The following is a 22,853-nucleotide window of genomic DNA, read 5'->3' as shown; positions in this document are numbered from 1 at the left end:
GCTCGTCATGGCGATCGTGAACCGGACGCCGGACTCGTTCTACGACCGGGGCGCCACGTACGCCGAGGACGCCGCGCTGGACCGGGTGGACGAGGTGGTCGCCGCCGGGGCGCAGATCGTGGACGTCGGCGGGGTCAAGGCCGCGCCGGGCGAGGAGGTGGACGCCGCAGAGGAGATCCGCCGGACCGCCGGCTTCGTCGCCCGGGTCCGTGACCGGCACCCCGACGTCGTCATCAGCGTGGACACCTGGCGCTCGGAGGTCGCCCGGGTGGTCTGCGGCGAGGGCGCCGACCTGCTCAACGACGCCTGGGGCGGGGTGGACCCGGCGCTGGCAGAGGTCGCCGCCGCCCACGACGTGGGTCTGGTGTGCACCCACGCCGGAGGCCAGCAGCCACGCACGAGGCCGCACCGGGTCGCCTACGACGACGTCGTCGCGGACGTCGTCGAGCGGACCACGGCCCTGGCCCGCCGGGCCGTCGGCCTCGGCGTCGCACCCGAGTCGGTCCTCATCGACCCGGGCCACGACTTCGGCAAGAACACCTGGCACTCCCTGGAGGTCACCCGCCGGCTCGACGAGGTGGTCGCCACCGGCTGGCCGGTGCTGGTGTCGTTGTCCCACAAGGACTTCGTCGGCGAGACCCTCGACGCGCCGGTGACCGAGCGCCTGGTCGGGACGCTCGCTGCGACCGCCGTGTGCGCCTGGCACGGCGCCCGCGTCTACCGGGCGCACGAGGTGGTCCAGACCCGCGAGGTGCTCGACATGGTGGCCACCCTGCGCGGGACGCGGCCGCCGGCACGCACGGTGCGGGGTCTGGCGTGAGCCGTCCGCCGGTGGCGCTGTGCCCGCACCCTCCGCTGCTCCTGCCCGGGCTCACCGGCGCCGCCGACCCGGTGGCCGACCTGCGGGCGGCCTGCCGGGACGCGGTCGGCGTCCTGCTCACCGACCGGCCGGGCAGGGTGCACCTCGTCGGCGCAGACGGCCCGGCCGTCGACGCGGCGTCCTTCGCCCCCGGCGCGAACCGACCGGCACCCACCGCGGACCGGGCAGGCCCGCTGTCCGCCGCCCCGCTGCCGCTGCTCGTGGGGCGCGCGCTGCTAGCCGGCACCGGGTGGACCGGCCCGGTGACCGAGCACGCCGTCGCGGCGTCGTCCGCTCTCGCCGACCGGGTCGCCCTCGGCCGGCAGCTGTCGGCCGGGGGCGACCCGGTGCTGGTGCTCGGCGACGGCAGCGCCCGCCGGGGGGTCAAGGCCCCCGGGTACGTGGACGAGCGGGCGGTGCCGTTCGACGACGCCGTGCTCGCCGCCCTGCGCGCTGCGGACACCGCCACGCTCGCCCAGGTCGACGACGACACCGCCGCGGAGCTGCTCGCCGCCGGCGCCGTCGCCTGGCACGTGCTCGCCGGGCTGCTCGACGGCCTGCCACCGGCGCAGGTCCGGTACGCCGACGACCCGTTCGGGGTGGCCTACGTCGTCGCCACCTGGTCGGACAGGTCGTCCGGCCCCTCCCGCTGACCGGCGCCCGGACCGGCGCCCGGACCAGGGCCCGGACCGGTGCCCGGGGAGCCGGCCGGCGCGTCACCCCACGGCGCGGGGACGAGGTCGCGGACGCGTTCGGACAGGGCCAGGGCGTCGAACGGGGCACGGACCTTGGCGTCGTTGTCGAAGTACACGTAGACGTCCCGGCCGTCACCGGCCCACCGGCGGACCCGCTGCGCCCACAGGTCGAGCGCGTCGGCCGAGTAGCCGCTGGCGTACAGCTCGGTGTCCCCGTGCAGGCGGACGTAGACGAAGTCGGCGGTGGCCTGCAGGAACAGCGGCCACCGCCCGGCGGTGTCCGCCACGACGAGCCCGATCCCCTTGTCCCGCAGCAGGTCCGGGAACGCGTCGGTGACGAAGCTCGGGTGGCGCACCTCGACCGCGTGCCGCAGCGGGCGGTCGGCGTCCGTCGTCGTCCACGACCGGTCCGCGAGGCGCTCGTCGTGCCCGGCCGCCAGCACGGCGGCCTCGGTCGTCGTCCGGGGCAGCAGGTCGAGAAAGGCCCCGAGCCGCCCAGGGTCGAACCCCAGCGTGGGCGGCAGCTGCCACAGGAAGGGGCCGAGCCGGTCCCCGAGGGCGAGCGGCCCGGAGGCCAGGAAGTTGGCCAGCGGCACCTCGACGTCCCGGAGCTTCTTCATGTGGGTGATGAACCGGCCGCCCTTGACGGCGAGGACCGACCCGTCCGGTGTCTGCGCGCGCCAGGTGAGGTAGGTCGTCGGCCGCTGCAGCGCGTAGAAGGACCCGTTGACCTCCAGGGTGCTCATCCGCTGCGCCGCGTACTCCAGCTCGCGTCCCGCAGGCAGCCCGGGCGGGTAGAACACCCCCCGCCACGGGCGGTACCGCCACCCGGAGATCCCGACCCGGACGACGGACCGGCTGGCCATCGGGTCAGGAACGGCCGGGTACCGGCGGACGGACGTCGAAGCGCAGCAGCGCGCCGACGCCCCCGTCCAGGACGTCGGTGCCCTCGACGAGCTCGATGTCGCCGCGCTGGGCGACCAGGGCCCGCAGCAGGACCGCGTCGGCCCGGTCGCTCGTCGCCGACGTGGAACCCAGGGCGGCGACCTCCTGCTCGGTCCGGCCGATCTGCAGCGGCTGGTCACCGGCCCACAGCCGCTCGGTCGAGGACGGGTCGTCGGCGAGCAGCAGGACGTCCACGGCACCGGCGCGCAGCGCCTCGACGACGGCCGGCAGCCCGTGGGCCACCGAGTCGTCCCGGCCCAGGTGCTCGGTGTACCGGGCCAGCAGCTCGCCCATCGCGGCCTGCCGGTGCCGGCGCAGCGCCCCCTCCACCGCCTCCTGGAACGCCTCCTCGTGCACCCCCTCGGCGCGGCCTCCGCTCTCGAGGTCGGTCAGCAGCTCGGCGACCCGGCCGGTGGCGTGCCGGTGGACGAGGCTGCGGACCTGCGGGTCGCCGGCGAGCAGCAGCAGCGCGGGCCGGTGCTGCGCGACGACCCGGTCCAGACCGTCGGCGACCGCGGCGGCATTGCGCTCCCAGGAGTCCTCGACCCGCATCTGGAACCGGCGGTGCGACCACCCCCCGCCGCCGAACTTGTGCAGCACGTCGTGACCGCCCTCGATCTCCCGCTCGAGCACCGGCTGGCCGAGGGCGTCGACGAGGGTGACGTCGGCGCCCGCCGCGTCGACCTCGACCACCGCGTAGGGGACGGCGTCCACGAGCCCGCGGACCAGGGGCATGAGGTGGGGCACCGGGCCGTAGGAGCCGCTGTCGCGCACCGGTCGGCGGGGCAGGATGCGGTCCAGGACGACGCCGGCGGGGCCGGCGATCACCGTGCGACCCTGCTCCCCGGGCAGGCCCGTCTCGGACAGCACGACGTCCTCGACGACGCCGACGACGTCCTGCGGCGCGCCCTGGTCCAGCAGCGACTGACGCACAGCAGCCCACCGCAGCCGGAGCTCCTCGGCCGAGGTGGGCTGGTCGCGGGTGACGTCGAGGTGGACGCTGGCGAACGGGCCGTCGGCCTCGACGACCTCCTGGAGCCAACCGGTCTGCATCGGGTCTCCTCTCTGCGACGGGCCTGTCGGTCCTGCTGCTACCCGATCACGACGGCGGCGAACCGGCCACCGGAGACCGTTCGGCACCGGGTCCTCAACGGCGGCGCGGCAGCGTCACCCACCGTTACAGTGAGTCCCGGTCCGGCACCCCGCCGGAGACGTGCGAGGTGGAGGCGCGGTCGGATGCTCGACGAGGCCACGATCGGTCGCGTCCTCACCGCGGTCTCCGACGCCTCCCCGTACGGCATGTGCGTCATCGACGCCGACGCCGTCGTCGTGCACGCCAACCCGGCGATGGGCCGGCTGCTCGGCACCGCCGCCGAGGACCTGCCCGGCGCCGTCCTGACCTCGTGGCTGCGGCCCGCCGACCGGGCCGACGAGCAGCCGGTGGACGGTGCCCTCGCCCCGAGCAGCACCGGTGAGGACGGCCGCCGGCTGCGCCGCCGGGTCGTGCGCGCCGACGGCCGCGAACGCGTCGTCACCCTGCTCCTGTGGGACGTCCCGGGAGACGTGGCCGACCGGGAGCTGTTCGTCGTCCAGGTGCTGCCGGACGCCGAGGACGCCTGGTCCCTCCGGCCCGCCCCGGCCTCCCGGGTGCCGTTGCGGGTCGTGCAGGCCCGGGCCGTCGAGGAGGCGGCGACGGCGCTCGCCGGCGCGGTGACCGTCGCGGACGTCACCGCGGTGATGGAGCGACAGCTGCAGGCGTTCGACGCTCAGGGCCTGCTGATCTCGCTCGCGGACGGGCCCCGGCTGCGGCTGGCGTCCAGCCGCGGCTACCCCGACCCCGTCCGGGAGGTGCTGCAGGACCAGCCGATGTCCGAGCGCTCACCGATGGTCGAGGCGGTCCTGGAACGCAGTCCGATCTTCGTCGAGACCTTCGAGGACTACGTCGCCCGCTACCCGCAGCGGCAGGCGGTCGCCCGAGCCGCGGGCAAGGGGGCCTGGGCGTTCCTGCCGATGATCGCCGGGGGCGAGGTGATCGGGTCGTGGTGCCTGAGCTTCGACGGCCCGCACCGGTTCACGGTCTCCGAGCGGGCGCTGCTGACGACGCTGTCCGGCCTGCTGGCCCAGGCCGTCGCCCGCTCCGAGGTGCTGGCCGCCGAACGGTCGCTGACCCGGACCCTGCAACGGTCCCTGCTCCCGCAGCACCTGCCGGACGTCCCCGGCTGCGCCATCGCGGTCCGGTACCAGACGGCCGTCGCGGGCCTCGAGGTCGGCGGCGACTTCTACGACGTCATCCCTCTGCCCAAGGGGGGCACCGGCATCGTCATCGGCGACGCCCAGGGCCACTCCGCGGCGGCCGCGGCACTGATGGGCCAGGTTCGCGGGGCGCTGCGGGCCTACGCCGCCGAGGGGCACGACCCGGCCACCATCGTCGCCCGGGCCAACCGGTTCCTGCTCACCGCGGGCGCGGACTCCTTCGTCACGTGCACCTACGCCGCGCTGGACGCGACCCACGACGGGCTCACCATCGTGCGGGCCGGGCACCCGCAGCCGCTGCTCGTCATGCCGGACGGCACGGCCGGGTCGCTCGACGTCCCGGGCGGGCTTCCGCTGGGCATCGACGCCCAGGCGTCCTACCCGGTCACCTGGGTGCCGCTGACCGAGGGCTGCCGGGTGGTCCTCTACACCGACGGCCTCGTCGAGCGCCGCGACCTGGACCTCGGACGTGGCGAGGCGGCCCTGCTCGCCCGGGCCCGCTCCGCCGTCCGGGAGCCGCTGCCGGCGTTCGCCGACGCCCTCATCGGGCACGACCCGGCCAGGGAGGACGACGTCGCCCTGCTCGTCCTGGAGCGCACCGGCAGCGACGGCGGCCCGGCCGTGCGCCAGGCCACCTTCGAGGCGGCGACGACGGACGCGGCGGCGGTGCGCGCGATGCGGCGGGCGATCACCGACCAGGTCCGCGACTGGGGCTGGCACGAGCGGGCCGACGAGGTCGAGCTGCTCGTCAGCGAGCTGATCACGAACGCGGTCGTGCACGTGGGCGGGTCCGTCGTGGTGACGGTCACCGGCTCGGACGCCGAGCTGACCGTCGCGGTGTCCGACACCAGCGTGCACGTCCCGCAGCCCAGGACCGACGACCTGACCGGTGAGGACAGCGTGTGGCGGACGTCGGGGCGCGGCCTGGCGATCGTCTCCGCCGTCGCCGACTCCTGGGGCATCGATCCCTCCGGCCCGGGCAAGAGCGTCTGGTTCTCCCTCAGCGCCTGACCGAAGCGCCTGACGGGCAGGGTCAGGCTGTCCGGTCCGCCGGGACGGCCAGTCGGGCCGCCAGCACCGGCAGCACGTCCCCCAGCGGCGCGTCGACCCGCACGTCGGCACGGTCGTCGGCGCGGGTGGGGCCGCGGTTGACGACGGCGACCGGGATGCCGCGGCGGGAGGCGTGCAGCACGAACCGGTACCCCGACATGACCGTCAGGGACGATCCGAGGACGACGACGGCGCGGGCGGCGTCCACCAGCGTGAAGCAGCGCTCGGTGCGGTCGGGCGGCACCCGCTCGCCGAAGAACACGACGTCCGGCTTGAGCGGGCCGGAGCCGCAGCGCAGGCAGTCGACGACGACGAAGTCCTCGAGCACCTCGTCGGGCACCTCGGCGTCCCCGTCGGGGTTGACCCGCTCGACGTCCGCTCCGAAGCCCGGGTTCGCCACCGTGAGCCGGGCGTCCAGCCCGGCCCGCGAGGTGACGTCGCCGCAGCACAGGCACACCACCCGGTCCAGCCCGCCGTGCAGCTCGACGACGTCGCTCGAGCCGGCGGCCTGGTGCAGGCCGTCGACGTTCTGGGTGATGACGGCGTCGACGAGACCGCGGTGCTGCAGCCGGGCGACGGCGTCGTGACCGGCGTTGGGCCGCGCCCGTGCGATCGTCCGCCAGCCGAGGTGGCTGCGGGCCCAGTACCGGCGCCGGGCCGCCGCCGACCCGGTGAACTCCTGGAACGTCATCGGGCTGCCGCGCCGCAGCGACCCGGTCGGCCCCCGGTAGTCCGGGATGCCGGAGTCGGTGGACAGGCCGGCGCCGCTGAGCACGAGCACGCCGCCCCCGGCCACCAGCTCGACCAGGCCGCCCAGTCCCGTTGCCACGGACGGAAGCCTACGTTCGCGTCGGCCCCCAGGGTGCGGCGTACCCTGGCCCGGTCATGTCGGCGCTGCCTGCGGTGGACCCGCTCCAGAGCCTGCACGGGCGCCTGGCCCGGCTGACGCTGGCGGACGAGCGTCGGCTGCGCCGACGGCTGGACGGCGTGCGGTCGCTGCGCGACGAGGCCCGCAAGGGGCGGGCACTGACCCAGGTCGAGGCCGCGCTCGAGCAGGCCGAGCAGCGGGTGGCCCGCCGGCGCGCGGCCGTCCCGCAGGTCAGCTACCCCGAGGAGCTGCCGGTCAGCCGGCACCGGGAGCAGATCGCCGCCGCGATCCGCGACCACCAGGTCGTGGTCGTCGCCGGGGAGACCGGGTCGGGCAAGACCACCCAGCTGCCGAAGATCTGCCTCGACCTGGGCCGTGGGGTGCGCGGGACGATAGGCCACACCCAGCCACGCCGGATCGCCGCGCGGTCAGTGGCCGAACGGGTCGCCGAGGAGCTCGGTGGTGAGCTGGGCGGCGTGGTCGGCTACAAGGTCCGGTTCACCGACTCCTCCCGGCAGGACACGCTCGTCAAGGTGATGACGGACGGCGTCCTGCTGGCCGAGATCCAGAACGACCGGTCGCTGCTGCGCTACGACACCATCATCATCGACGAGGCGCACGAGCGGAGCCTCAACATCGACTTCCTGCTCGGCTACCTCAAGCAGCTGCTCCCCCGCCGCCCGGACCTCAAGGTGGTCATCACCTCGGCGACGATCGACCCGGACCGGTTCTCCCGGCACTTCGACGGGGCCCCCGTGATCGAGGTGTCCGGCCGCACGTACCCCGTCGAGGTGCGCTACGAGCCGTACGACCCGGAGGAGACCGACCAGGTACAGGCGGTCTGTGACGCGGTGTCGCGACTCGCGGACGAGGCGCCCGGCGACGTCCTGGTCTTCCTCTCCGGGGAGCGGGAGATCCGGGACACCGCGGACGCCCTGCGGGCGATGTCGTTGCGCGGCACCGAGATCCTGCCGCTGTACGCCCGGCTCAGCGCCGCGGAGCAGCACCGGGTGTTCAGCCCGCACCCCGGCCGCCGGGTCGTGCTCGCCACCAACGTCGCCGAGACCTCGCTGACGGTCCCCGGGATCCGCTACGTCGTCGACGCGGGCACCGCCCGGATCTCCCGGTACAGCCACCGCACGAAGGTGCAGCGGCTGCCGATCGAGCCGGTGTCCCAGGCGTCGGCGCGGCAGCGGGCCGGCCGCTGCGGCCGGGTCGCCGACGGCGTCGCCGTCCGGTTGTACTCCGAGGAGGACCTGCTCTCCCGCCCGGAGTACACCGACCCGGAGATCCTGCGGACCAACCTCGCCTCGGTCATCCTGCGGATGTCCGCCCTCGGTCTCGGTGACGTCGCGGCCTTCCCGTTCGTCGACCCGCCCGACCCGCGGCAGGTCCGTGACGGCCTCGCCCTGCTCCACGAGCTCGGCGCCATCGACCCGGACGAGAAGGACCCGCGCCGGCGTCTCACCCCGCTCGGACGCCGGCTCGCCCAGTTCCCCGTCGACCCGCGGCTGGGCCGGATGGTCCTGGAGGCGGACGCGAACGGCGCCGTCCACGAGGTCCTCGTCATCGCGGCGGCGCTGTCGGTGCAGGACCCGCGTGAGCGCCCGGCGGACCGGCAGCAGGCGGCCGACGAGGCGCACCGCCGGTTCCGCGACGAGACGTCCGACTTCCTGGCCTACCTCAACCTGTGGAACCACGTCACCGAGCAGCAGAAGGCGTTGTCCTCAAGCGCGTTTCGCCGGATGTGCCGCACGGAGTTCCTCAGCTACCTGCGGGTGCGCGAGTGGCAGGACCTGTACGCCCAGCTGCGCGAGGTCGCGCGGAACGTGGACGTGAGTGTCAACCGCACCCCTGCCACGCCGGAGCAGGTGCACCGGTCGCTGCTCGCCGGGCTGCTGTCGCACATCGGCCTCAAGCAGGGCGACCGCAACTACTACCTGGGGGCGCGGGGCACCCGGTTCGCCGTCTTCCCCGGGTCGGCGCTCTTCCGTCGGCCGCCGGCCTGGGTGATGGCCGCCGAGCTCGTCGAGACCTCGCGGCTGTGGGGCCGTGAGGTGGCCCGGATCGAGCCGGAGTGGGCCGAGGCGATCGCCGGGCACCTCGTCAAACGGGTCTACAGCGAGCCGCACTGGTCCAAGAAGCAGGGCGCGGTGATGGCGCAGGAGAAGGTGCTGCTCTACGGGGTGCCGCTCGTCGCCGCGCGGCGCGTCGGGTACGCCGCCGTCGATCCCGAGACCTCGCGGGAGCTGTTCATCCGGCACGCACTCGTCGAGGGGGACTGGGACACCCACCACCGGTTCTTCCACCGCAACCGCGAGCTGCTCGCCGACGTCGAGGACCTCGAGCACCGGGCCCGCCGCCGGGACATCCTCGTCGACGACGAGACGCTGTTCGACTTCTACGACCGGCGGGTCCCGGCCGACGTCGTGTCGGCCCGCCACTTCGACGCCTGGTGGAAGCGGGAGCGGCACCGGCACCCGGACCTGCTGACCTTCGACCTCGACCTGCTGGTCAACCCCGAGGCCGGGGACGTCGACGAGCGCGACTACCCGCGGACGTGGCGACAGGGGCCGATCGTGCTGCCGCTGAGCTACCAGTTCGAGCCGGGGTCGGACGCCGACGGGGTCACCGTGCACGTCCCGCTGGCCGTCCTCAACCAGGTGACCGCGTCGGGGTTCGACTGGCAGGTCCCCGGGCTGCGGGCGGACCTCGTCACCGCGTTGATCAGAGGCCTGCCCAAACCGGTGCGCAAGCAGCTCGTGCCCGCCCCGGACCGCGCCCGCGAGGTGCTGGCCCGGCTGCCCGCCGAGCCGGACGGCCGAACGCTGACCCGTGCCGTCGCCGACGAGTTGCACCGCACCACCGGCGTGGACGTGCCCGACGACGCGTGGGACCCGACCGGGGTCCCGGACCACCTGCGCGTCACGTTCCGGGTCGAGGACGACTCCGGCCGCCGGCTCGCAGAGGGCAAGGACCTCGAGGCCCTGCGCCGCCGGCTGGCACCAGAGGTGGCCCAGGCGGTGGCCCGGGCGGTCGCCCGGGCGGTGACGGCCGCCGGGTCACCGGAGCCAGCCGGGGGGACGACGTCCGCCGGGGGGACGACGTCCGCCGGTGGGACGACGTCCGCCGGTGGGGCCATGTCGCCCCTGGAGCGCACCGGCCTGACCGAGTGGGACGTCGACGCGCTGCCCCGGGTGGTCGAGCAGGTCACCGCCTCCGGCCACCTCGTGCGCGGGTACCCGGCCCTGGTGGACGCCGGTGGCCGGGTCGACGTCCGGGTGCTGCCCACCGAGGCCGAGCAGCGGCGGGCCACCTGGGCCGGCCAGCGGCGGCTGCTGCTGACTGAGGTGCCCAGTCCGGGTCGGGTGGCCCGCGAGGTGCTGGACAACGCCGGCCGGCTCGCGCTGACGCGCAACCCGCACGGCAGCGTCGACCGGCTGCTCGAGGACTGCGCCGCGTGCGCCGTCGACACGCTGATGACGACGGGTGGCGCGCCGGTGTGGGACGCGGCCGGCTGGGAGCGGCTCGCAGCGCACGTCCGCGGCTCCGCCGAGCCGGTGCTCGCCGACGTCGTCCGAACCGTGGCCCGGGTGCTCGCGGACACCCACGCCGTCGCCGTCCGGCTGGACGCCGCGGCGTCCCTGCCGCTGCTGCCCTCGCTGGCCGACGCCCGGGCCCAGCTCGACGCCCTCGTGCACCCCGGGTTCGTCACGGCCACCGGAGCGCGGCGGCTTCCCGACCTGCTGCGCTACCTGCGGGCCCTGCACCGGCGGCTCGACAAGCTGCCGGAGGACCCGGCGCGGGACCGGGACCGCACCGGCGTCGTCCAGCGGCTGGCGCAGGAGTACGCCCGGGCGGTGGACCGGTTGTCCGAGCACCGCCGGGAGGACGACGACGTGGTCGCCGTGCGGTGGATGCTCGAGGAGCTGCGGGTGTCGTTGTTCGCCCAGGGCGTGGGCACCGCGCACCCGGTGTCCGAGAAGCGGATCCGCAAGGCCCTGGCCGCACTGTCCCCCTGACCTCGTGCCCCACCATTCCGCCACCCCGGAAAGCCACCGTCCGGCTCGCAGAATGCTGGGTTGGTGGCGCGACACGCCGGGAAAGTTGTGCCGAGCGCAGCATTCTGTGAAGGCGCCCGACCCGGCGTGGGACGCCACGGCCAGCAACGCCGCGGGCGGGGTGGCGGGATTGCATGATCACGGGACGGGGGCGGGGTGGCGGGATTGCATGATCACGGGACGGGGACGGGGTGGCGGGATTGCATGATCACGAGGTGGGGCGGGGGGCTCCGACGGGCGGCTGGGTAGGGCACGCCGTACCCTCGCCGGGTGGCGCGCCCCGAGACCCCGGGCGGCACCGTCGGCGACCCGTCGTCCGCGGTGCCGGGTCCACCGCTCCCACCGGGAGAGCCGGTGGCCGGTGGCGGGGCGGGCACCTTCGAGCACGTCGTCCGACCAGACCGGCCGGACCTGTCGAGGATGCGGCGGCGGCTCGCCGACTGGCTGCGGACCCACGACGCCCCCGACGACGACGTGGAGCTCGTCGTCCTGGCCTGCTCGGAAGCCGTAGCCAACGCCGTCGAGCACGGTTCCCCGGACGGCGAGGTGCAGGTCTCGGCCGCGGTGCGGGACGGGCGAGTGCACCTGGAGGTGAAGGACGCCGGCCGCTGGGACGACTCTCCGAGCGAGCCGCACCGCGGTCACGGGCTCCGGCTCATCCGCCGGGCGATGAACCAGGTGCGGATCTCCACCGACGCGGGGACCGTCGTGCGGATGGAGCGGGCGCTGCGCTGAGCCCCGCTGGACTCACCCTCGGCCTGGGGTCACGGGGTCCAGTCCGGGCGGAGCGGAAAGTCTGGTGCGCCCGCCTCGGTGCGGGTGCACAGCACCTGGTGCAGCTGCAGGGCGTTGCGCTCGAACGACAACCGGGAGCCGGCCATGTACAGGCCCCACACCCGCGCCGTTCCCTCACCGACGTCAGCGACGCACTCGTCCCACCGGTCGACAAGGTTGCGGCACCAGGCAGCGAGGGTCAGCGCGTAGTGCTGCCGGAGGTTCTCGTCGTGCTGCACCTCGAACCCGGCGTCGTGGATCTCGGTGATCAGCCGGCCAGGGGACGCGAGCTCGCCGTCCGGGAACACGTACCGGTCGATGAACGCCCCGGTGCGGTGCGAGGCACGGCTGTCGCTGCGGGTGATGCAGTGGTTGAGCAGCCGGCCACCGGGCACCAGCAGCTGGCGCAACCGGCGGAAGTAGTCGGGGTAGTTCTCTACCCCGATGTGCTCGGTGAGCCCGATCGAGCTGATCGCGTCGAAAGGAGCGTCGGTCGGCAGGTCCCGGTAGTCGAGGTAGCGCACCTCGGCCAGGTCGTCGAGCCCCTCCTTCTTGATCGCCTCTGCCGCCCACGTCGCCTGCTGGCGGGACAGGGTGACGCCGAGGGCGCGCACGCCGTGCTCCCGCGCCGCGTGCCGCACCATGCCACCCCACCCGCAGCCGACGTCGAGCAGACGCATACCGGGCCGCAGCCCGAGCTTGTCGGCGACCAGGGCGTACTTCGCCTCCTGCGCGGTCTCCAGGCTGTCGTCGGGACTGCGGTAGAGGGCGCACGTGTACGTCATCGACGGGCCGAGCACCTTCTCGTAGAAGGAGTTCGAGACGTCGTAGTGGTGCTGGATCGCCGCGGCGTCCCGCGACCTGGAGTGCCGCAGACCCTGCAGGGTGCGCCGCCAGCGCGGCAGGGACTCCTGCGGCGGCGGCTGGGGCGGACGCAGCCGACTCAGACCCAGCTCCCGTGCCAGCGCCAGCACCTCCGCCGGCGACGGACGTCGCAGCGGCAGTTCCTCAGCGGCCCGCAGCAGCTCGTACGGGTCGCCGGGGTGCACGCCGTGCGCCTCGATGTCGCCGCTGACGTAGGCACGCGCCAGGCCGAGGTCTCCCGGGGCCGTCAGCACGTACGACAGCCCCCGCTCGGAGGCCACGTGCAGACGGAACGGCGCGTCACGGGGCCCGACGTCGCTGCCGTCGTAGGCCGTGAGCCGCAGCGGCAGCGGTCCGTCGGTCACGGCGTCGACGATGTCCGCGACTGTGGTCATGTCCCTCCTTCCGGAGCCGGACTCAGCGCCGGCCCACCACCTTGTCGTACATGTCCGTGAGCCGGTGGGCGGGGTCGTAGCGCTCCTTGGCCGAGCGGTACGTCTGGCCGCCGTACAGCCGGTCGAACGTCTCCCGGTCGTAGTACGCGTCCGAGTACAGCGACTTGTGCCCGCCGGCGTCTGCCACCGCCTGTTCGACCGCACGGTTGACGTCACCGTCGACGGCGCCGGGCGCGATCGGCACCGTGCCCCAGAAGCCCACGTTGACGTAGGTGCGCCCCGGCGACAGCGGGTACAGCGGCCACGCCCGGTCCGAGCGCAGTCGTACCGGGCACAACCACACCGGTTCCATCGGCACGTTGTCGGAGAACCACCGCAGGAAGTCGGCGGTGCCCTCCAGCGGGATCTCGACGTCCTGCACGACGCGTTCGCGCGGCGGCAGGCCGCGCAGCCGGTCGAGGCGTGCGGCGACGTGCAGCCGGTGGTCGAGCCCGACGAGCCGGTGGTAGACGTCGCTGCGCCGGTACTGCCGCGGCCACACCCGGCGCACGAGCGGGTTCTGCACGCCGAAGGCCCGCGAGCACCAGAACCAGTCGGTGTCCCACCGCCACAGGTAGTCGTGCGCGGTGAGGCCGTCGCGACCCCGCTCGCGCAGCGAGCGGTAGTACACGTCCTGACCCGTGTAGTCGCTGACCGCCGGCACGTCGTCGGTGAAGGTACCGAGCACGAGGTACGCCTCGTGCGGCGAGAACATCACCCCGTCCATCGCGTCGACCTGCTCACCGTCCCACAGGCCCGTGCCGGCCACCTCACCGACGGCCGACACCAGCTCGTCGAGGTCGGTGAACCGGACGTTGCGCAGCGCGACGTAGGGCCCCACCGGGTGCAGCTCGATCCGCAACCGGGTGGCGTAACCGAGGGCGCCGTAGGAGTTGGGGAACGCCCGGAACAGCTCGTCGTGCTCGCCGTCCGGCGCGGCAGTGACGACCTCCCCCGCACCGGTGAGCACGTCCATCTCCAGCACGGACTCGTGCGGCAGCCCGTGCCGGAACGAGGTCGACTCGATGCCCAGCCCGGTGACCGCGCCCCCGAGCGTGATCGTGCGCAGCTGCGGGACGACGAGCGGCGCGAGCCCGTACGGCAGGGTCGCCTCGACGAGGGTCTCGTAGGTGCACATGCCCTGCACCTCGGCGGTGCGAGCGTCCGGGTCGACCTCCAGGACGCCGGTCAGCCCGGAGGCGTCCAGCCCCGCGACCACCGTCCCGGTCCGGGGACGGAAGAGGTTCGACGTCCGCTTGGCGAGCCGCACCGGCGCCCCGGGCGGGACGGCCCGGTAGGAGCGCAGCATCGCCTCGACGGCGCGGGTGTGGGCGTCCCACCGGTCGACAGCTGCAACCACGAGATCGATCATAGGCTCGCCGAGGCAGCCGTGACCGGGCTCAGTCGATCAGTCTGAGCCCGACGACGCAGACGACGATCCCCGCGAGCAGCAGCACCCGCAGCACCGAGACCGGCTCGGCGCCGGTCACCATCGCGTAGCCGACGGTCAGCGAGGCGCCGATGCCCACCCAGACCGCGTAGGCGGTGCCGGTGGGCAGCTCACGCATGGCGTAGGCGAGACCCGACATGCTGAGCACCAGCGCGACGGCGAACACCACGGTCGGTCCCAGCCGGGTGAACCCCTCGGAACGGCCGAGGGCGGTGGCCCACACCGCCTCCAGGACCCCGGAGACCACGAGCACGAGCCAGGACACCGAGATCGCTCCGTTCAGGCCACGCGGGCCGGCGCCGCGCCGTCGACCTCGACGACGTCGCCGCGGTGCAGCTGCCGGCCGCGACGGGTCTCCACCTCACCGTTGACCCGCACGCCTCCGGACCTCAGCAGGGGGCGGACGTCCCCGCCGGCGTCCACGGTCCCGGCCAGCTTGAGGAACTGGCCGAGCCGGATCATGTCGCTGCGGATCGGGATGTCGAGCACGCACCGAGGCTAGACGACGCGCCCCCGGCGCCGGCCCGCCGCAGCGGGACCGGCGCCGGGGCGTCGTGCAGGTCGGTCAGTGCCGAGGACCCGACGGAGGCTCGTCACCGTCCTCGATGACCACGTCCTCCAGGTGCCCCTCGGCGTGCGCGACGACGAGCTCCGTCTTGCCGGGGTAGCGGATCTCCTCGACGAGCTCCTGCATGGCCAGCGACGGCTTCGTCGTGAACTGCGAGACGACGATCGTCACGACGAAGTTGATGATCATGCCGACGGTGCCGAAGCCGGTCTCGTGGATGCCGAGGATGCCGTCGCTGTTGCCGTAGATGTCGATGGTCCACACCATGTACAGCAACGTCGTCCCGAGGCCGGCGATCATGCCGGCTGCGGCGCCGGCCGCCGTGGTCTTCTTCCAGAAGATGCCGAGCACGAGGGTCGGGAAGAAGCTCGCCGCGGCCAGGCCGAAGGCCAGTGCCACCACCTGCGCGACGAAACCGGGCGGGTTGATCCCGAGGTAGCCGGCGACGACGATCGCGGCGGCCATCGCGATCCGCCCGACCATGAGCTGGCGCGCCTCGGTGGCCTGCGGGTTGATCCGCTTGTAGTAGATGTCGTTCGCCACCGCGGAGGAGATGACGAGCAGCAGGCCGGACGCCGTCGACAGGGCGGCGGCCAGGCCACCGGCGGCGACGAGGCCGACGATCGGGGCCGGCAGACCGGCGATCTCCGGGGTGGCGAGCACGATGATGTCGTTGTTGATGACGAGCTCACCGGCCTCCCCCGGCACGTAGTCGATGATCCCGTCACCGTTGAGGTCGGTGTGGGTGATGAGGCCCACCTCGGACCAGTTCGTGAACCAGGACGGCACCTGGTCGACCGGCGTGCCGGCGATCTGGTCGATGATGTTGAACTTGCTGAACACGGCCACGGCCGGGGCCGAGGTGTACAGCAGGGAGATGAAGAACAACGCCCACAGCGCCGAGAACCGCGCCGCCCGAACGGACTTGGCCGTGTAGAAGCGGACGATGACGTGCGGCAGGCCGGCGGTGCCGAACATGAGCGCCGCGGTGATGAGCACCATGTTGAGCATGTTGGTCTGGGTGAAGGCCTCGGTGTACGCGGCGAAACCGAGGTCCTGCTGCAGGCCGTCGAGCTCGTCGAGCAGCTGGCCGAACCCGATCTGCGGCACCGGGATCCCGGTCAGCTGCTGGGAGATGGCGAACACCGGGATGAGGTAGGCGATGATCAGCACCGTGTACTGGGCCACCTGGGTCCAGGTGATGCCCTTCATCCCGCCGAGGACGGCGTAGAAGAACACGATGACCATGCCGATGACGATGCCGGCGGTGGTGTCGACCCCGAGGAACCGCTGGAACACGACGCCGACGCCCGACATCTGGCCGGCCACGTAGACGAACGAGACGACGATCGCCGCGATGACCGCCACGAGCCGCGCGGTCTCGTTGTACCGGTCACCGACGAAGTCGGGGACGGTGTACCTGCCGAACTTGCGCAGGTACGGCGCGAGCAGCATGGCGAGCAGCACGTAGCCGCCGGTCCAGCCCATGAGGTACACCGAGCCGGCGTACCCGTTGTTGGAGAACGCGACGATGCCCGCCATCGAGATGAACGACGCCGCCGACATCCAGTCCGCGGCGATGGCCGCGCCGTTGGCCGGCGCGGGGATGCCGCCGCCGGCGACGTAGAAGCCCGAGGTCGTGCTGACCCGGCTGGCGTAGGCGATGTAGATGTACAGACCGAACGTCAGGACGACGAAGACGAGGGTCCACAGCTGGATGTCGCTCACGAGTGGTGGACCTCCTCCTCGTACTCGGTGATCCCGTACTCGGCGTCCAGCTTGTCCATCCGCCACACGTAGACGGCGATGAGGACGACGAAGGTGATGATCGACCCCTGCTGGGCGAACCAGAACCCGAGCGGGAAGCCGAGGATGCTGAACTCGTTGAGCGCGTCGACGAAGAGGATGCCGGCGCCGTAGGACACGAGCGCCCAGATCGTCAGCAGCACCGCCATCAGGCGGAGGTTCCTGCGCCAGTACTCCCGGCGCTGTGTCGCGTCCATGCGGTCTCCCTGGGACGACGGAGGGGCAGCGGTCGTCGGCAGGAAACAGACCCGTCATCTCACGGTCAAGCACTCGCCGTGATGTGGCTCACACCAATCGCCGGGCGGTCACCCCTCGACCGCTCGTCGCGTGAGGCACGCCGCTCGGCGCGCCGCCGGCGAGGCGGGTGGACCCAGCAGCCGGGGACGTCGCACGCTCACCGCCATGAACGCCGTCAGCACACCTGCCCGGCGCCCGGTCGCCCGTCGCAGCCGCTACAGCCGGCACCTGCTCGGCGCGGCCCTGATGATCCTCCTCGGCGCCTTCCTGCCCTGGGTGTCGACCGCCCTCGGCAACGTCGCCGGCGTCCAGGGGGCCGGCATCTGGACGATGTACGCGGCGATGCTCGGGGTCGCCGGGGCGATCCTGCGCTCCCCGCGCTGGGCCGCCGGCCACGCCGCGGTGATGGGCGCCGTCGCCGTCGCTCTGAGCCTGTGGCAGGTCCTCCACCTGGTCGGGCTGGTCGGGTTCTCCGGCTGGATGCCCGGTCCAGGGCTCGTCCTCACCGTCGGTGGCGGGGTGCTGGCCCTGGTGGCCGCCACCGGCCTGCTCCGCGAGGCCCGCTGACCGCGCGCCTCACCGCCCGCCACCGTTGAGCCGGCGGTCGACCCGCGCCTGCTGGGTGCTGCGGCTGAGCCGGATCGCCTCCCCCAGCGTCGTCACCCCAGACCGACGAAGCAGCACGAGCTGACGCACGAGGACCTCGGCGGTGACGAGCGCGTCGCCGAGCGCGGTGTGCCGCCCGACGACGTCGACGCCGAGCCGTTCGGCGATGGCCTCCAGGGTGTGGCTCTCGTGGTCCGGGTGCAGGGCGGCGTCGATCAGCAGCGTGTCGAGCACCGGCAGGTCGAGCCGGACGCCGGCGGCGTCCGCGGCCGCCTGCAGGAAGCGCAGGTCGAACCCGACGTTGTGCCCGGCGAGCACGGTGCCGTCCGCGAAGCGCAGGAGGTCGGGCAGCACCTCGGGCAGTGTCGGCTGGCCGGCCACCATCGCGGTGGTGATGCCGTGCACCGCCGTCGAGGCCGCGGGCACCGGGCGGCGGGGGTCGACGAGCCGTTCGAGCACCTCGTCGTGGAGCAGCCGGCCGTTGACGACCCGGACGGCGCCGACGGCGACGACCCGGTCGGTGGCCGGGTCCAGTCCGGTGGTCTCGGTGTCCAGGACGGTGAACGTCAGGTCGGCCAGGGGCCGGTCCGCGAGGTCCGTGTCCGGCGCAGGCGCGGGCAGCTCGAAGTCGTAGAACTCCGGGCGGCTACCGGTCGCCACCGCCGGCCGCAGGACGCCGGCTCCAGCAGCAGGGGCACCGGACGACGCGGGCACGGCCGGCAGGTGCAGCCGCAGCAGCCCCGGCGCGCCGTCGACCCGCCCCCGGTGGCGGGCGAGCAGCGCCCGGGAGGTCAGCCCCGCGATCGGGGCGGGCCGGTCCAGCAGGTCGTCTAGCCAGTCACCCGGCAGGTCCCCCGGCAGGTCCCCCGGCCCAGCGGCACCGGCCCGGGGCGTCCAGGTGACGGTCAGCGTCACCTCCCCGGCCGGACCCGGCGTCCGCGACACGTCCTCCTCCCCCGGCCCGACCCGCACGGTCACCGGGGCGGACCCCCCGGCACCGGCGAGCAGCCGGACGACGAGCCGCGCCAGGGCGTGCGGGTCCGCCCGGACCCAGCCGGCGCCCGGTGCGGTCGGCGCCTGCACGGCGACGTCCGCGTCCGGGCCGAGGTGCTCCTGGACGGTACCGGCGACCACCTCGGCGAGGTCGTCGGCGGAGATCTCCGTCATCACCGGCAGCAGGGGGACGGCGGCACTGTGCTGGACCCAGTCCGCGACCAGCCGGCGCAGCTGCTGCGGGTCGTGAGCCTCCGTCAGCCGCTCGGTCAGAGCAACGAGCGAGGCCTCTCGGCGGTCGGTCGCCCGGACCGTCTCGGTGACGTCCTCGAGGACGAGGACGAACCCGCCGTCCTGGCCACCGGGCTCCTGCACCGCGGTGAGCCGCACCGACAGCAGCCGGCCGCGGTGCACCGTGGTGCCGGTGTACCCGCGTCCGTCCCGGCGGGCCCGGGCCAGTCCGTGGGCGACGAGGGAGCGGTCCACGACACCGAACACCGGTCGGCCCAGGCCCAGCAGGGTCTCGTCGTCGACGAGCCGGCGGGCGGCGTCGTTGTACAGCAGCACCCGCCCGTCGGGGGCGCAGACGACGACGGGCAGGGCCAGGCCGGCGAGCAGGGCGGCGAGCCGGTTGCGTTCGGCCTCGAGGTCACGGCGGGCGGTGGCGACACGTTCGGCGAGGCCAGCCTCGGCGTCCTGGCGGGCGTCGGCGAGCCGGTTCACCGCCGCGGCGAGCAGGTACATCTCCCCGGCGGCCACGGGATCGAGCCGGTGGGCGGGGTTGACGTCGAGCAGCACCCTGGTGTCGGCGGCCAGCCGGCGCGCGGTCGCCGCGGTCCGGCTGACCCGCGCCGCGAGCAGCCACGCCAGCCCCAGGACCGAGGCGGTGGCGAGCAGCGCGGTGGCCACCGGGTCGGCGCCGCCGGCGAGCAGGCCGGTGACGACGCCGCCGGCGGCGACCGCGTAACCGGTGACCCCGGCCACCCACAGCCGCTGGCGCCGGTCGAGCTCCAGGGCCATCAGGTCACCGTGTGGGTGGCGTAGCGGGACTCGGTGACCTCCTGGACCACCCGGACGGTGCGGACGGCGTCACGCAGCCGCCGCTGGTCGGCGGCGGACAGCCCGGCCACGTGCACCCGGTTGTCCGGGGGCAGGCCGGCACGCACCTGGGCCACCTGGTGGCGAAGTCGCAGCCCGGTGAGCAGCCGGTAGGCCGCCAGCAGCTGGTCGGCGCCGGCCGGGCTCAGCGCGCCGTGATCACGGGCTGCCGCCAGGCGGGTCGTCGTGCTGCGGGCCGCGGAGCCGACGGACAGCGCGTACAGACGCGCCAGCAGGACGATGGCGGCGGTGCCGGCCCGCTTGACGTCCAGGTAGCCGTGGTCGGTGTGCAGCCGGCCGAAGATGACCCGCGGCGGACGGAACGACACCGCGGCCCGGGCCATCTGCAGGACGAAGGCGCCACGCTGCCCGCCGCGCACGAGGATCCGGTCCAGCCGAGCGACGTCGAGGTCGCCGTGCACGGGGCGGACGTCGAGGAACACCTCGGCCTGCAGCAGCGCGGACGGCAGCGGGTGCTCCACCCAGTGCTCGAAGGCGGCCGCCAGGTCGTCGAGGGACCGCCACCAGGACGTGGCCATGTACCCGCCGCTGCAGCGCCGGATGCCGGCCCGGGCGAGCCCGTCGACGACGTGGCCGGCCAGCCGTGGGTAGTACTGCGCCGGTTCCCCCGGGCCGAGCCGGGGGCCGCCGAAGGCCAGGGCGCTGTCCTGGTCGCTGGACAGCACCTGCTCGCCGCGGCCGTGCGAGCCGAGGGCGAGCCAGGCGTAGGCGAAGGGCGGCGGCCCCAGCGCCTCCTCGGCGAGGTGGAGCAGCCGGACGGTGAGGACGTCGTTGACGCCCGCGACCGTCCGGGTCACCTCGAGCGGGTCGGTGCCGGCGTCCAGCAGGGCCGCCGTGGCCGCGGTCATCCGCGCCGGGAAGGCGTCCAGGACGTCGAGGTCGTCGACCGAGCCGAGACCGGAGACGAGCTCGAGCGGGCCGGCGACGTCGTCCGCGCGCTCCACCAGGCCGAGACTAGCCGCCTGGGCAGCGCCACCGCCCCGACCGCACGGGCGGGACGGCCTCGCTGCGCTACAACGCGGCGAGAGCCTCGTTGAACGTCGTCGACGGGCGCATCACCGCGGACGCCAGCCGCGGGTCAGGGTGGTAGTACCCGCCGATGTCGACCGGGGAGCCCTGGACGGCGAGGAGCTCGTCGACGATCGTCTGCTCCTGCTCGCCGAGTCGCTGGGCGAGCGGGGCGAAGGCCTCGGCGAGCCGCGGGTCGTCGTCCTGGGCCGCGAGCTCGCGGGCCCAGTACAGGGCCAGGTAGAAGTGCGAGCCCCGGTTGTCGATCCCGCCGAGCCGCCGGGTCGGCGAGCGGTCCTCGTTGAGGAACGTCTCGGTGGCCCGGTCGAGCGCCGCCGCCAGCACGGTCGCGGCGGGGCGCCCGGCCTGCTCGGCGTAGAGCTCCAGCGACGGCACGAGGGCGAAGAACTCCCCGAGGCTGTCCCAGCGCAGGTAGTTCTCCTTGAGCAGCTGCTGGACGTGCTTGGGGGCCGACCCTCCGGCACCGGTCTCGAACAGACCACCGCCGTTCATCAGCGGGACGATGGACAGCATCTTCGCGGAGGTGCCGACCTCGAGGATCGGGAACAGGTCGGTGTTGTAGTCGCGGAGCACGTTCCCGGTGACCGAGATGGTGTCCTGGCCGCGGCGGATGCGGTCCAGGGAGTACCGGGTGGCCTCGGCGGGGGCGAGGACCTCCAGGGTCAGCCCGTCGGTGTCGTGCTCGGCGAGGTAGGTGCGCACCTTCTCGACGAGCACCCGGTCGTGGGCGCGGGTCTCGTCCAGCCAGAACACCGCCGGGGTGTCGCTGGCCCTGGCCCGCTGGACGGCGAGACGCACCCAGTCCCGGATCGCGGCGTCCTTGGTCTGGCAGGCGCGCCAGATGTCGCCGGGCTGGACGTCGTGCTGGATCAGGGTCCGCCCGGCGGAGTCGACGACCCGCACGGTGCCGGCGGCGTGGACCTCGAAGGTCTTGTCGTGCGAGCCGTACTCCTCGGCGGCCTGGGCCATCAGGCCGACGTTGGGCACCGAGCCCATCGTCGCCGGGTCCAGGGCGCCGTGGGCCTTGCAGTCCTCGATCACCGCCTGGTAGACGCCGGCGTAGCTGGAGTCCGGGATCACGGCCAGGGTGTCGTGCTCCTGGCCGTCCGGGCCCCACATGTGCCCGGAGCTGCGGATCATCGCCGGCATCGAGGCGTCGATGATGACGTCAGAGGGCACGTGCAGGTTCGTGATGCCCCGGTCGGAGTCCACCATCGCCAGCGCCGGGCCCTCGGCGAGCCGGGCCTGGACGGCGGCCCGGATCGCCGGCCCCTCGGGCAGCCGGTCGGCGGCCGCCAGCAGGCCGGCCAGCCCGTCGTTGGGCGACACCCCGGCGGCGGCCAGCTGCTCGCCGTACTGCTCGAACAGGGTCGGGAAGTACGCCTGAACGGCGTGGCCGAAGATGATCGGGTCGGACACCTTCATCATCGTGGCCTTGAGGTGCACCGACAGCAGGACGTCCTGCTCCTTGGCCCGGGTGACGCACTCGGCCAGGAACCGGCGTAGCGCGGCGACGTCCATGAAGGTGCCGTCGACGACCTCCCCGGCCAGCACCGGCACCTCCTCCTTGAGGACGGTGACCGTGCCGTCGGGGGCCACGTGCTCGATCCGCAGCGTGTCGTCCTGCTCGACGACGACCGACTGCTCGTTGGAGCGGAAGTCGTCGTGGCCCATCGTGGCCACCGCGGTCTTGGAGTCGGGGCTCCACGGCCCCATCGAGTGCGGGTGCGCCCTGGCGTAGTTCTTCACCGAGGCCGGAGCACGCCGGTCGGAGTTGCCCTGGCGCAGCACCGGGTTGACCGCCGAGCCCTTGACCTTGTCGTAGCGGGCGCGCACGTCGCGGTCCTCGTCGGTGCGCGGGTCGTCCGGGTACTCCGGCAGGTCGTAGCCCTGGGCCCGCAGCTCGGTGATCGCGGCCTTGAGCTGCGGGATGGACGCGCTGATGTTCGGCAGCTTGATGATGTTCGCCTCGGGGCGGGTGGCGAGGTCACCGAGCTCGGCCAGCGCGTCGCCGACCCGCTGCTCCTCGGTGAGCCGCTCGGGGAACAGGGCGAGGATGCGGCCGGCGAGGGAGATGTCCCGGGTCTCGACCGCCACCCCGGCCTTGGCGGCGTAGGCCTCGAGGACCGGCAGGAACGAGTACGTCGCCAGCAGGGGCGCCTCGTCCGTGAGGGTGTAGATGATCTTCGGGTCGGTCACCGGGACTCCGTTCCACCGTCGAGGACGTCTTGACGTGAAGATA

18 protein-coding genes are annotated in these 22,853 nt (G+C 73.9%); 6 read left to right on the top strand and 12 right to left on the bottom strand.

The window, feature by feature from the left end:
• The first annotated feature begins 7 nt into the window (after positions 1–7).
• Positions 8–820, top strand: a complete 813-nt coding sequence (gene folP, locus ACFP6A_RS10165) for a dihydropteroate synthase (RefSeq protein WP_379603497.1) — start codon at positions 8–10, stop codon at positions 818–820.
• Positions 817–1,512: a hypothetical protein gene (locus ACFP6A_RS10160; RefSeq protein ID WP_379603400.1), complete on the top strand. Its 696-nt coding sequence runs from the start codon at positions 817–819 to the stop codon at positions 1,510–1,512. Before folP ends, ACFP6A_RS10160 begins: the two co-directional genes overlap by 4 nt.
• On the opposite strand, the gene ACFP6A_RS10155 is transcribed toward ACFP6A_RS10160, so the two are convergent.
• Both ACFP6A_RS10155 and ACFP6A_RS10150 read right to left on the bottom strand, forming a co-directional pair.
• Complete coding sequence (locus tag ACFP6A_RS10155; RefSeq protein ID WP_379603399.1) at positions 1,464–2,420, bottom strand: DUF72 domain-containing protein; 957 nt, start codon at positions 2,418–2,420, stop codon at positions 1,464–1,466. The two genes, ACFP6A_RS10160 and ACFP6A_RS10155, sit on opposite strands and share 49 nt — an antisense overlap.
• Before the next feature lie 4 nt (positions 2,421–2,424).
• Positions 2,425–3,552, bottom strand: coding sequence for a Vms1/Ankzf1 family peptidyl-tRNA hydrolase (locus tag ACFP6A_RS10150; RefSeq protein ID WP_379603398.1), 1,128 nt, complete (start codon positions 3,550–3,552; stop codon positions 2,425–2,427).
• A gap of 183 nt (positions 3,553–3,735) precedes the next feature.
• Between ACFP6A_RS10150 and ACFP6A_RS10145 the strand changes: the two genes are divergently transcribed.
• Positions 3,736–5,763 (top strand): SpoIIE family protein phosphatase, encoded by a 2,028-nt coding sequence (locus ACFP6A_RS10145; RefSeq protein WP_379603397.1) that lies wholly within the window; start codon positions 3,736–3,738, stop codon positions 5,761–5,763.
• Between the two features lie 22 nt (positions 5,764–5,785).
• Here the strand turns inward: ACFP6A_RS10145 and ACFP6A_RS10140 are convergent, their stop codons facing one another.
• The gene (locus ACFP6A_RS10140) at positions 5,786–6,631 is read right to left on the bottom strand and encodes an NAD-dependent protein deacetylase (protein WP_379603396.1); all 846 of its coding nucleotides are present in this window, start codon (positions 6,629–6,631) and stop codon (positions 5,786–5,788) included.
• Positions 6,632–6,687: 56 nt separating this feature from the next.
• On the opposite strand from ACFP6A_RS10140, the gene hrpA reads away from it, so the two are divergent.
• Together hrpA and ACFP6A_RS10130 are read left to right on the top strand one after the other, a co-directional pair.
• Positions 6,688–10,692 carry an ATP-dependent RNA helicase HrpA gene (hrpA, locus tag ACFP6A_RS10135; protein ID WP_379603395.1) on the top strand — a complete coding sequence of 1,335 codons (4,005 nt, stop codon included), beginning with the start codon at positions 6,688–6,690 and terminating at the stop codon, positions 10,690–10,692.
• Positions 10,693–11,001: 309 nt separating this feature from the next.
• Entirely contained in the window at positions 11,002–11,466 is a 465-nt protein-coding gene (locus tag ACFP6A_RS10130; RefSeq protein WP_379603394.1) for an ATP-binding protein, read from the top strand.
• Positions 11,467–11,495: 29 nt separating this feature from the next.
• On the opposite strand, the gene ACFP6A_RS10125 is transcribed toward ACFP6A_RS10130, so the two are convergent.
• The 6 genes from ACFP6A_RS10125 to ACFP6A_RS10100 form a co-directional block, all read right to left on the bottom strand.
• Complete coding sequence (locus tag ACFP6A_RS10125) at positions 11,496–12,764, bottom strand: class I SAM-dependent methyltransferase (protein WP_379603393.1); 1,269 nt, start codon at positions 12,762–12,764, stop codon at positions 11,496–11,498.
• A gap of 22 nt (positions 12,765–12,786) precedes the next feature.
• Positions 12,787–14,112, bottom strand: a complete 1,326-nt coding sequence (locus ACFP6A_RS10120; protein WP_379603496.1) for an FAD-binding oxidoreductase — start codon at positions 14,110–14,112, stop codon at positions 12,787–12,789.
• Between the two features lie 91 nt (positions 14,113–14,203).
• Positions 14,204–14,518 (bottom strand): DMT family transporter, encoded by a 315-nt coding sequence (locus tag ACFP6A_RS10115; RefSeq protein ID WP_379603392.1) that lies wholly within the window; start codon positions 14,516–14,518, stop codon positions 14,204–14,206.
• A gap of 14 nt (positions 14,519–14,532) precedes the next feature.
• Complete coding sequence (locus tag ACFP6A_RS10110) at positions 14,533–14,742, bottom strand: RNA-binding S4 domain-containing protein (protein ID WP_379603391.1); 210 nt, start codon at positions 14,740–14,742, stop codon at positions 14,533–14,535.
• Between the two features lie 76 nt (positions 14,743–14,818).
• A complete protein-coding gene (locus ACFP6A_RS10105) occupies positions 14,819–16,549 on the bottom strand; it encodes a sodium:solute symporter family protein (RefSeq protein WP_379603390.1) in 1,731 nt (576 codons plus the stop codon).
• Positions 16,546–16,824, bottom strand: a complete 279-nt coding sequence (locus tag ACFP6A_RS10100) for a DUF4212 domain-containing protein (protein ID WP_379603389.1) — start codon at positions 16,822–16,824, stop codon at positions 16,546–16,548. The genes ACFP6A_RS10105 and ACFP6A_RS10100 overlap by 4 nt, the downstream gene beginning before the upstream one ends.
• Positions 16,825–17,029: 205 nt before the next feature.
• Between ACFP6A_RS10100 and ACFP6A_RS10095 the strand changes: the two genes are divergently transcribed.
• Positions 17,030–17,431: a hypothetical protein gene (locus ACFP6A_RS10095; protein ID WP_379603388.1), complete on the top strand. Its 402-nt coding sequence runs from the start codon at positions 17,030–17,032 to the stop codon at positions 17,429–17,431.
• 9 nt (positions 17,432–17,440) lie between these two features.
• Here ACFP6A_RS10095 and ACFP6A_RS10090 read toward each other — a convergent pair whose 3' ends face one another.
• The 3 genes from ACFP6A_RS10090 to ACFP6A_RS10080 all read right to left on the bottom strand — a co-directional run bounded on the left by ACFP6A_RS10090 (position 17,441) and on the right by ACFP6A_RS10080 (position 22,810).
• Complete coding sequence (locus ACFP6A_RS10090) at positions 17,441–19,483, bottom strand: exonuclease domain-containing protein (protein ID WP_379603387.1); 2,043 nt, start codon at positions 19,481–19,483, stop codon at positions 17,441–17,443.
• Complete coding sequence (locus ACFP6A_RS10085; RefSeq protein ID WP_379603386.1) at positions 19,483–20,526, bottom strand: putative nucleotidyltransferase substrate binding domain-containing protein; 1,044 nt, start codon at positions 20,524–20,526, stop codon at positions 19,483–19,485. Before ACFP6A_RS10085 ends, ACFP6A_RS10090 begins: the two co-directional genes overlap by 1 nt.
• 67 nt (positions 20,527–20,593) lie before the next feature.
• Entirely contained in the window at positions 20,594–22,810 is a 2,217-nt protein-coding gene (locus ACFP6A_RS10080) for an NADP-dependent isocitrate dehydrogenase (RefSeq protein WP_379603385.1), read from the bottom strand.
• Between the last annotated feature and the right edge of the window lie 43 nt (positions 22,811–22,853).

This window comes from Quadrisphaera sp. GCM10027208, from assembly GCF_042658805.1.
Classification (GTDB): Bacteria; Actinomycetota; Actinomycetes; order Actinomycetales; family SCSIO-59966; genus SCSIO-59966.
The sequence above is the reverse complement of the archived record's forward strand: the minus strand, read 5'-3'. Positions and strand labels throughout refer to the sequence as shown.

Bases quoted from the DNA above. Each gene is read 5' to 3' on its own strand.
- folP (WP_379603497.1), top strand. From the start codon at position 8: ATGGCGATCGTGAACCGGACGCCGGACTCGTTCTACGACCGGGGCGCC.
- ACFP6A_RS10155 (WP_379603399.1), bottom strand. From the start codon at position 2,420: ATGGCCAGCCGGTCCGTCGTCCGGGTCGGGATCTCCGGGTGGCGGTAC.
- ACFP6A_RS10150 (WP_379603398.1), bottom strand. From the start codon at position 3,552: ATGCAGACCGGTTGGCTCCAGGAGGTCGTCGAGGCCGACGGCCCGTTC.
- ACFP6A_RS10145 (WP_379603397.1), top strand. From the start codon at position 3,736: ATGCTCGACGAGGCCACGATCGGTCGCGTCCTCACCGCGGTCTCCGAC.
- hrpA (WP_379603395.1), top strand. From the start codon at position 6,688: ATGTCGGCGCTGCCTGCGGTGGACCCGCTCCAGAGCCTGCACGGGCGC.
- ACFP6A_RS10125 (WP_379603393.1), bottom strand. From the start codon at position 12,764: ATGACCACAGTCGCGGACATCGTCGACGCCGTGACCGACGGACCGCTG.
- ACFP6A_RS10120 (WP_379603496.1), bottom strand. From the start codon at position 14,112: ATGCTGCGCTCCTACCGGGCCGTCCCGCCCGGGGCGCCGGTGCGGCTC.
- ACFP6A_RS10100 (WP_379603389.1), bottom strand. From the start codon at position 16,824: ATGGACGCGACACAGCGCCGGGAGTACTGGCGCAGGAACCTCCGCCTG.
- ACFP6A_RS10095 (WP_379603388.1), top strand. From the start codon at position 17,030: ATGAACGCCGTCAGCACACCTGCCCGGCGCCCGGTCGCCCGTCGCAGC.
- ACFP6A_RS10090 (WP_379603387.1), bottom strand. From the start codon at position 19,483: ATGGCCCTGGAGCTCGACCGGCGCCAGCGGCTGTGGGTGGCCGGGGTC.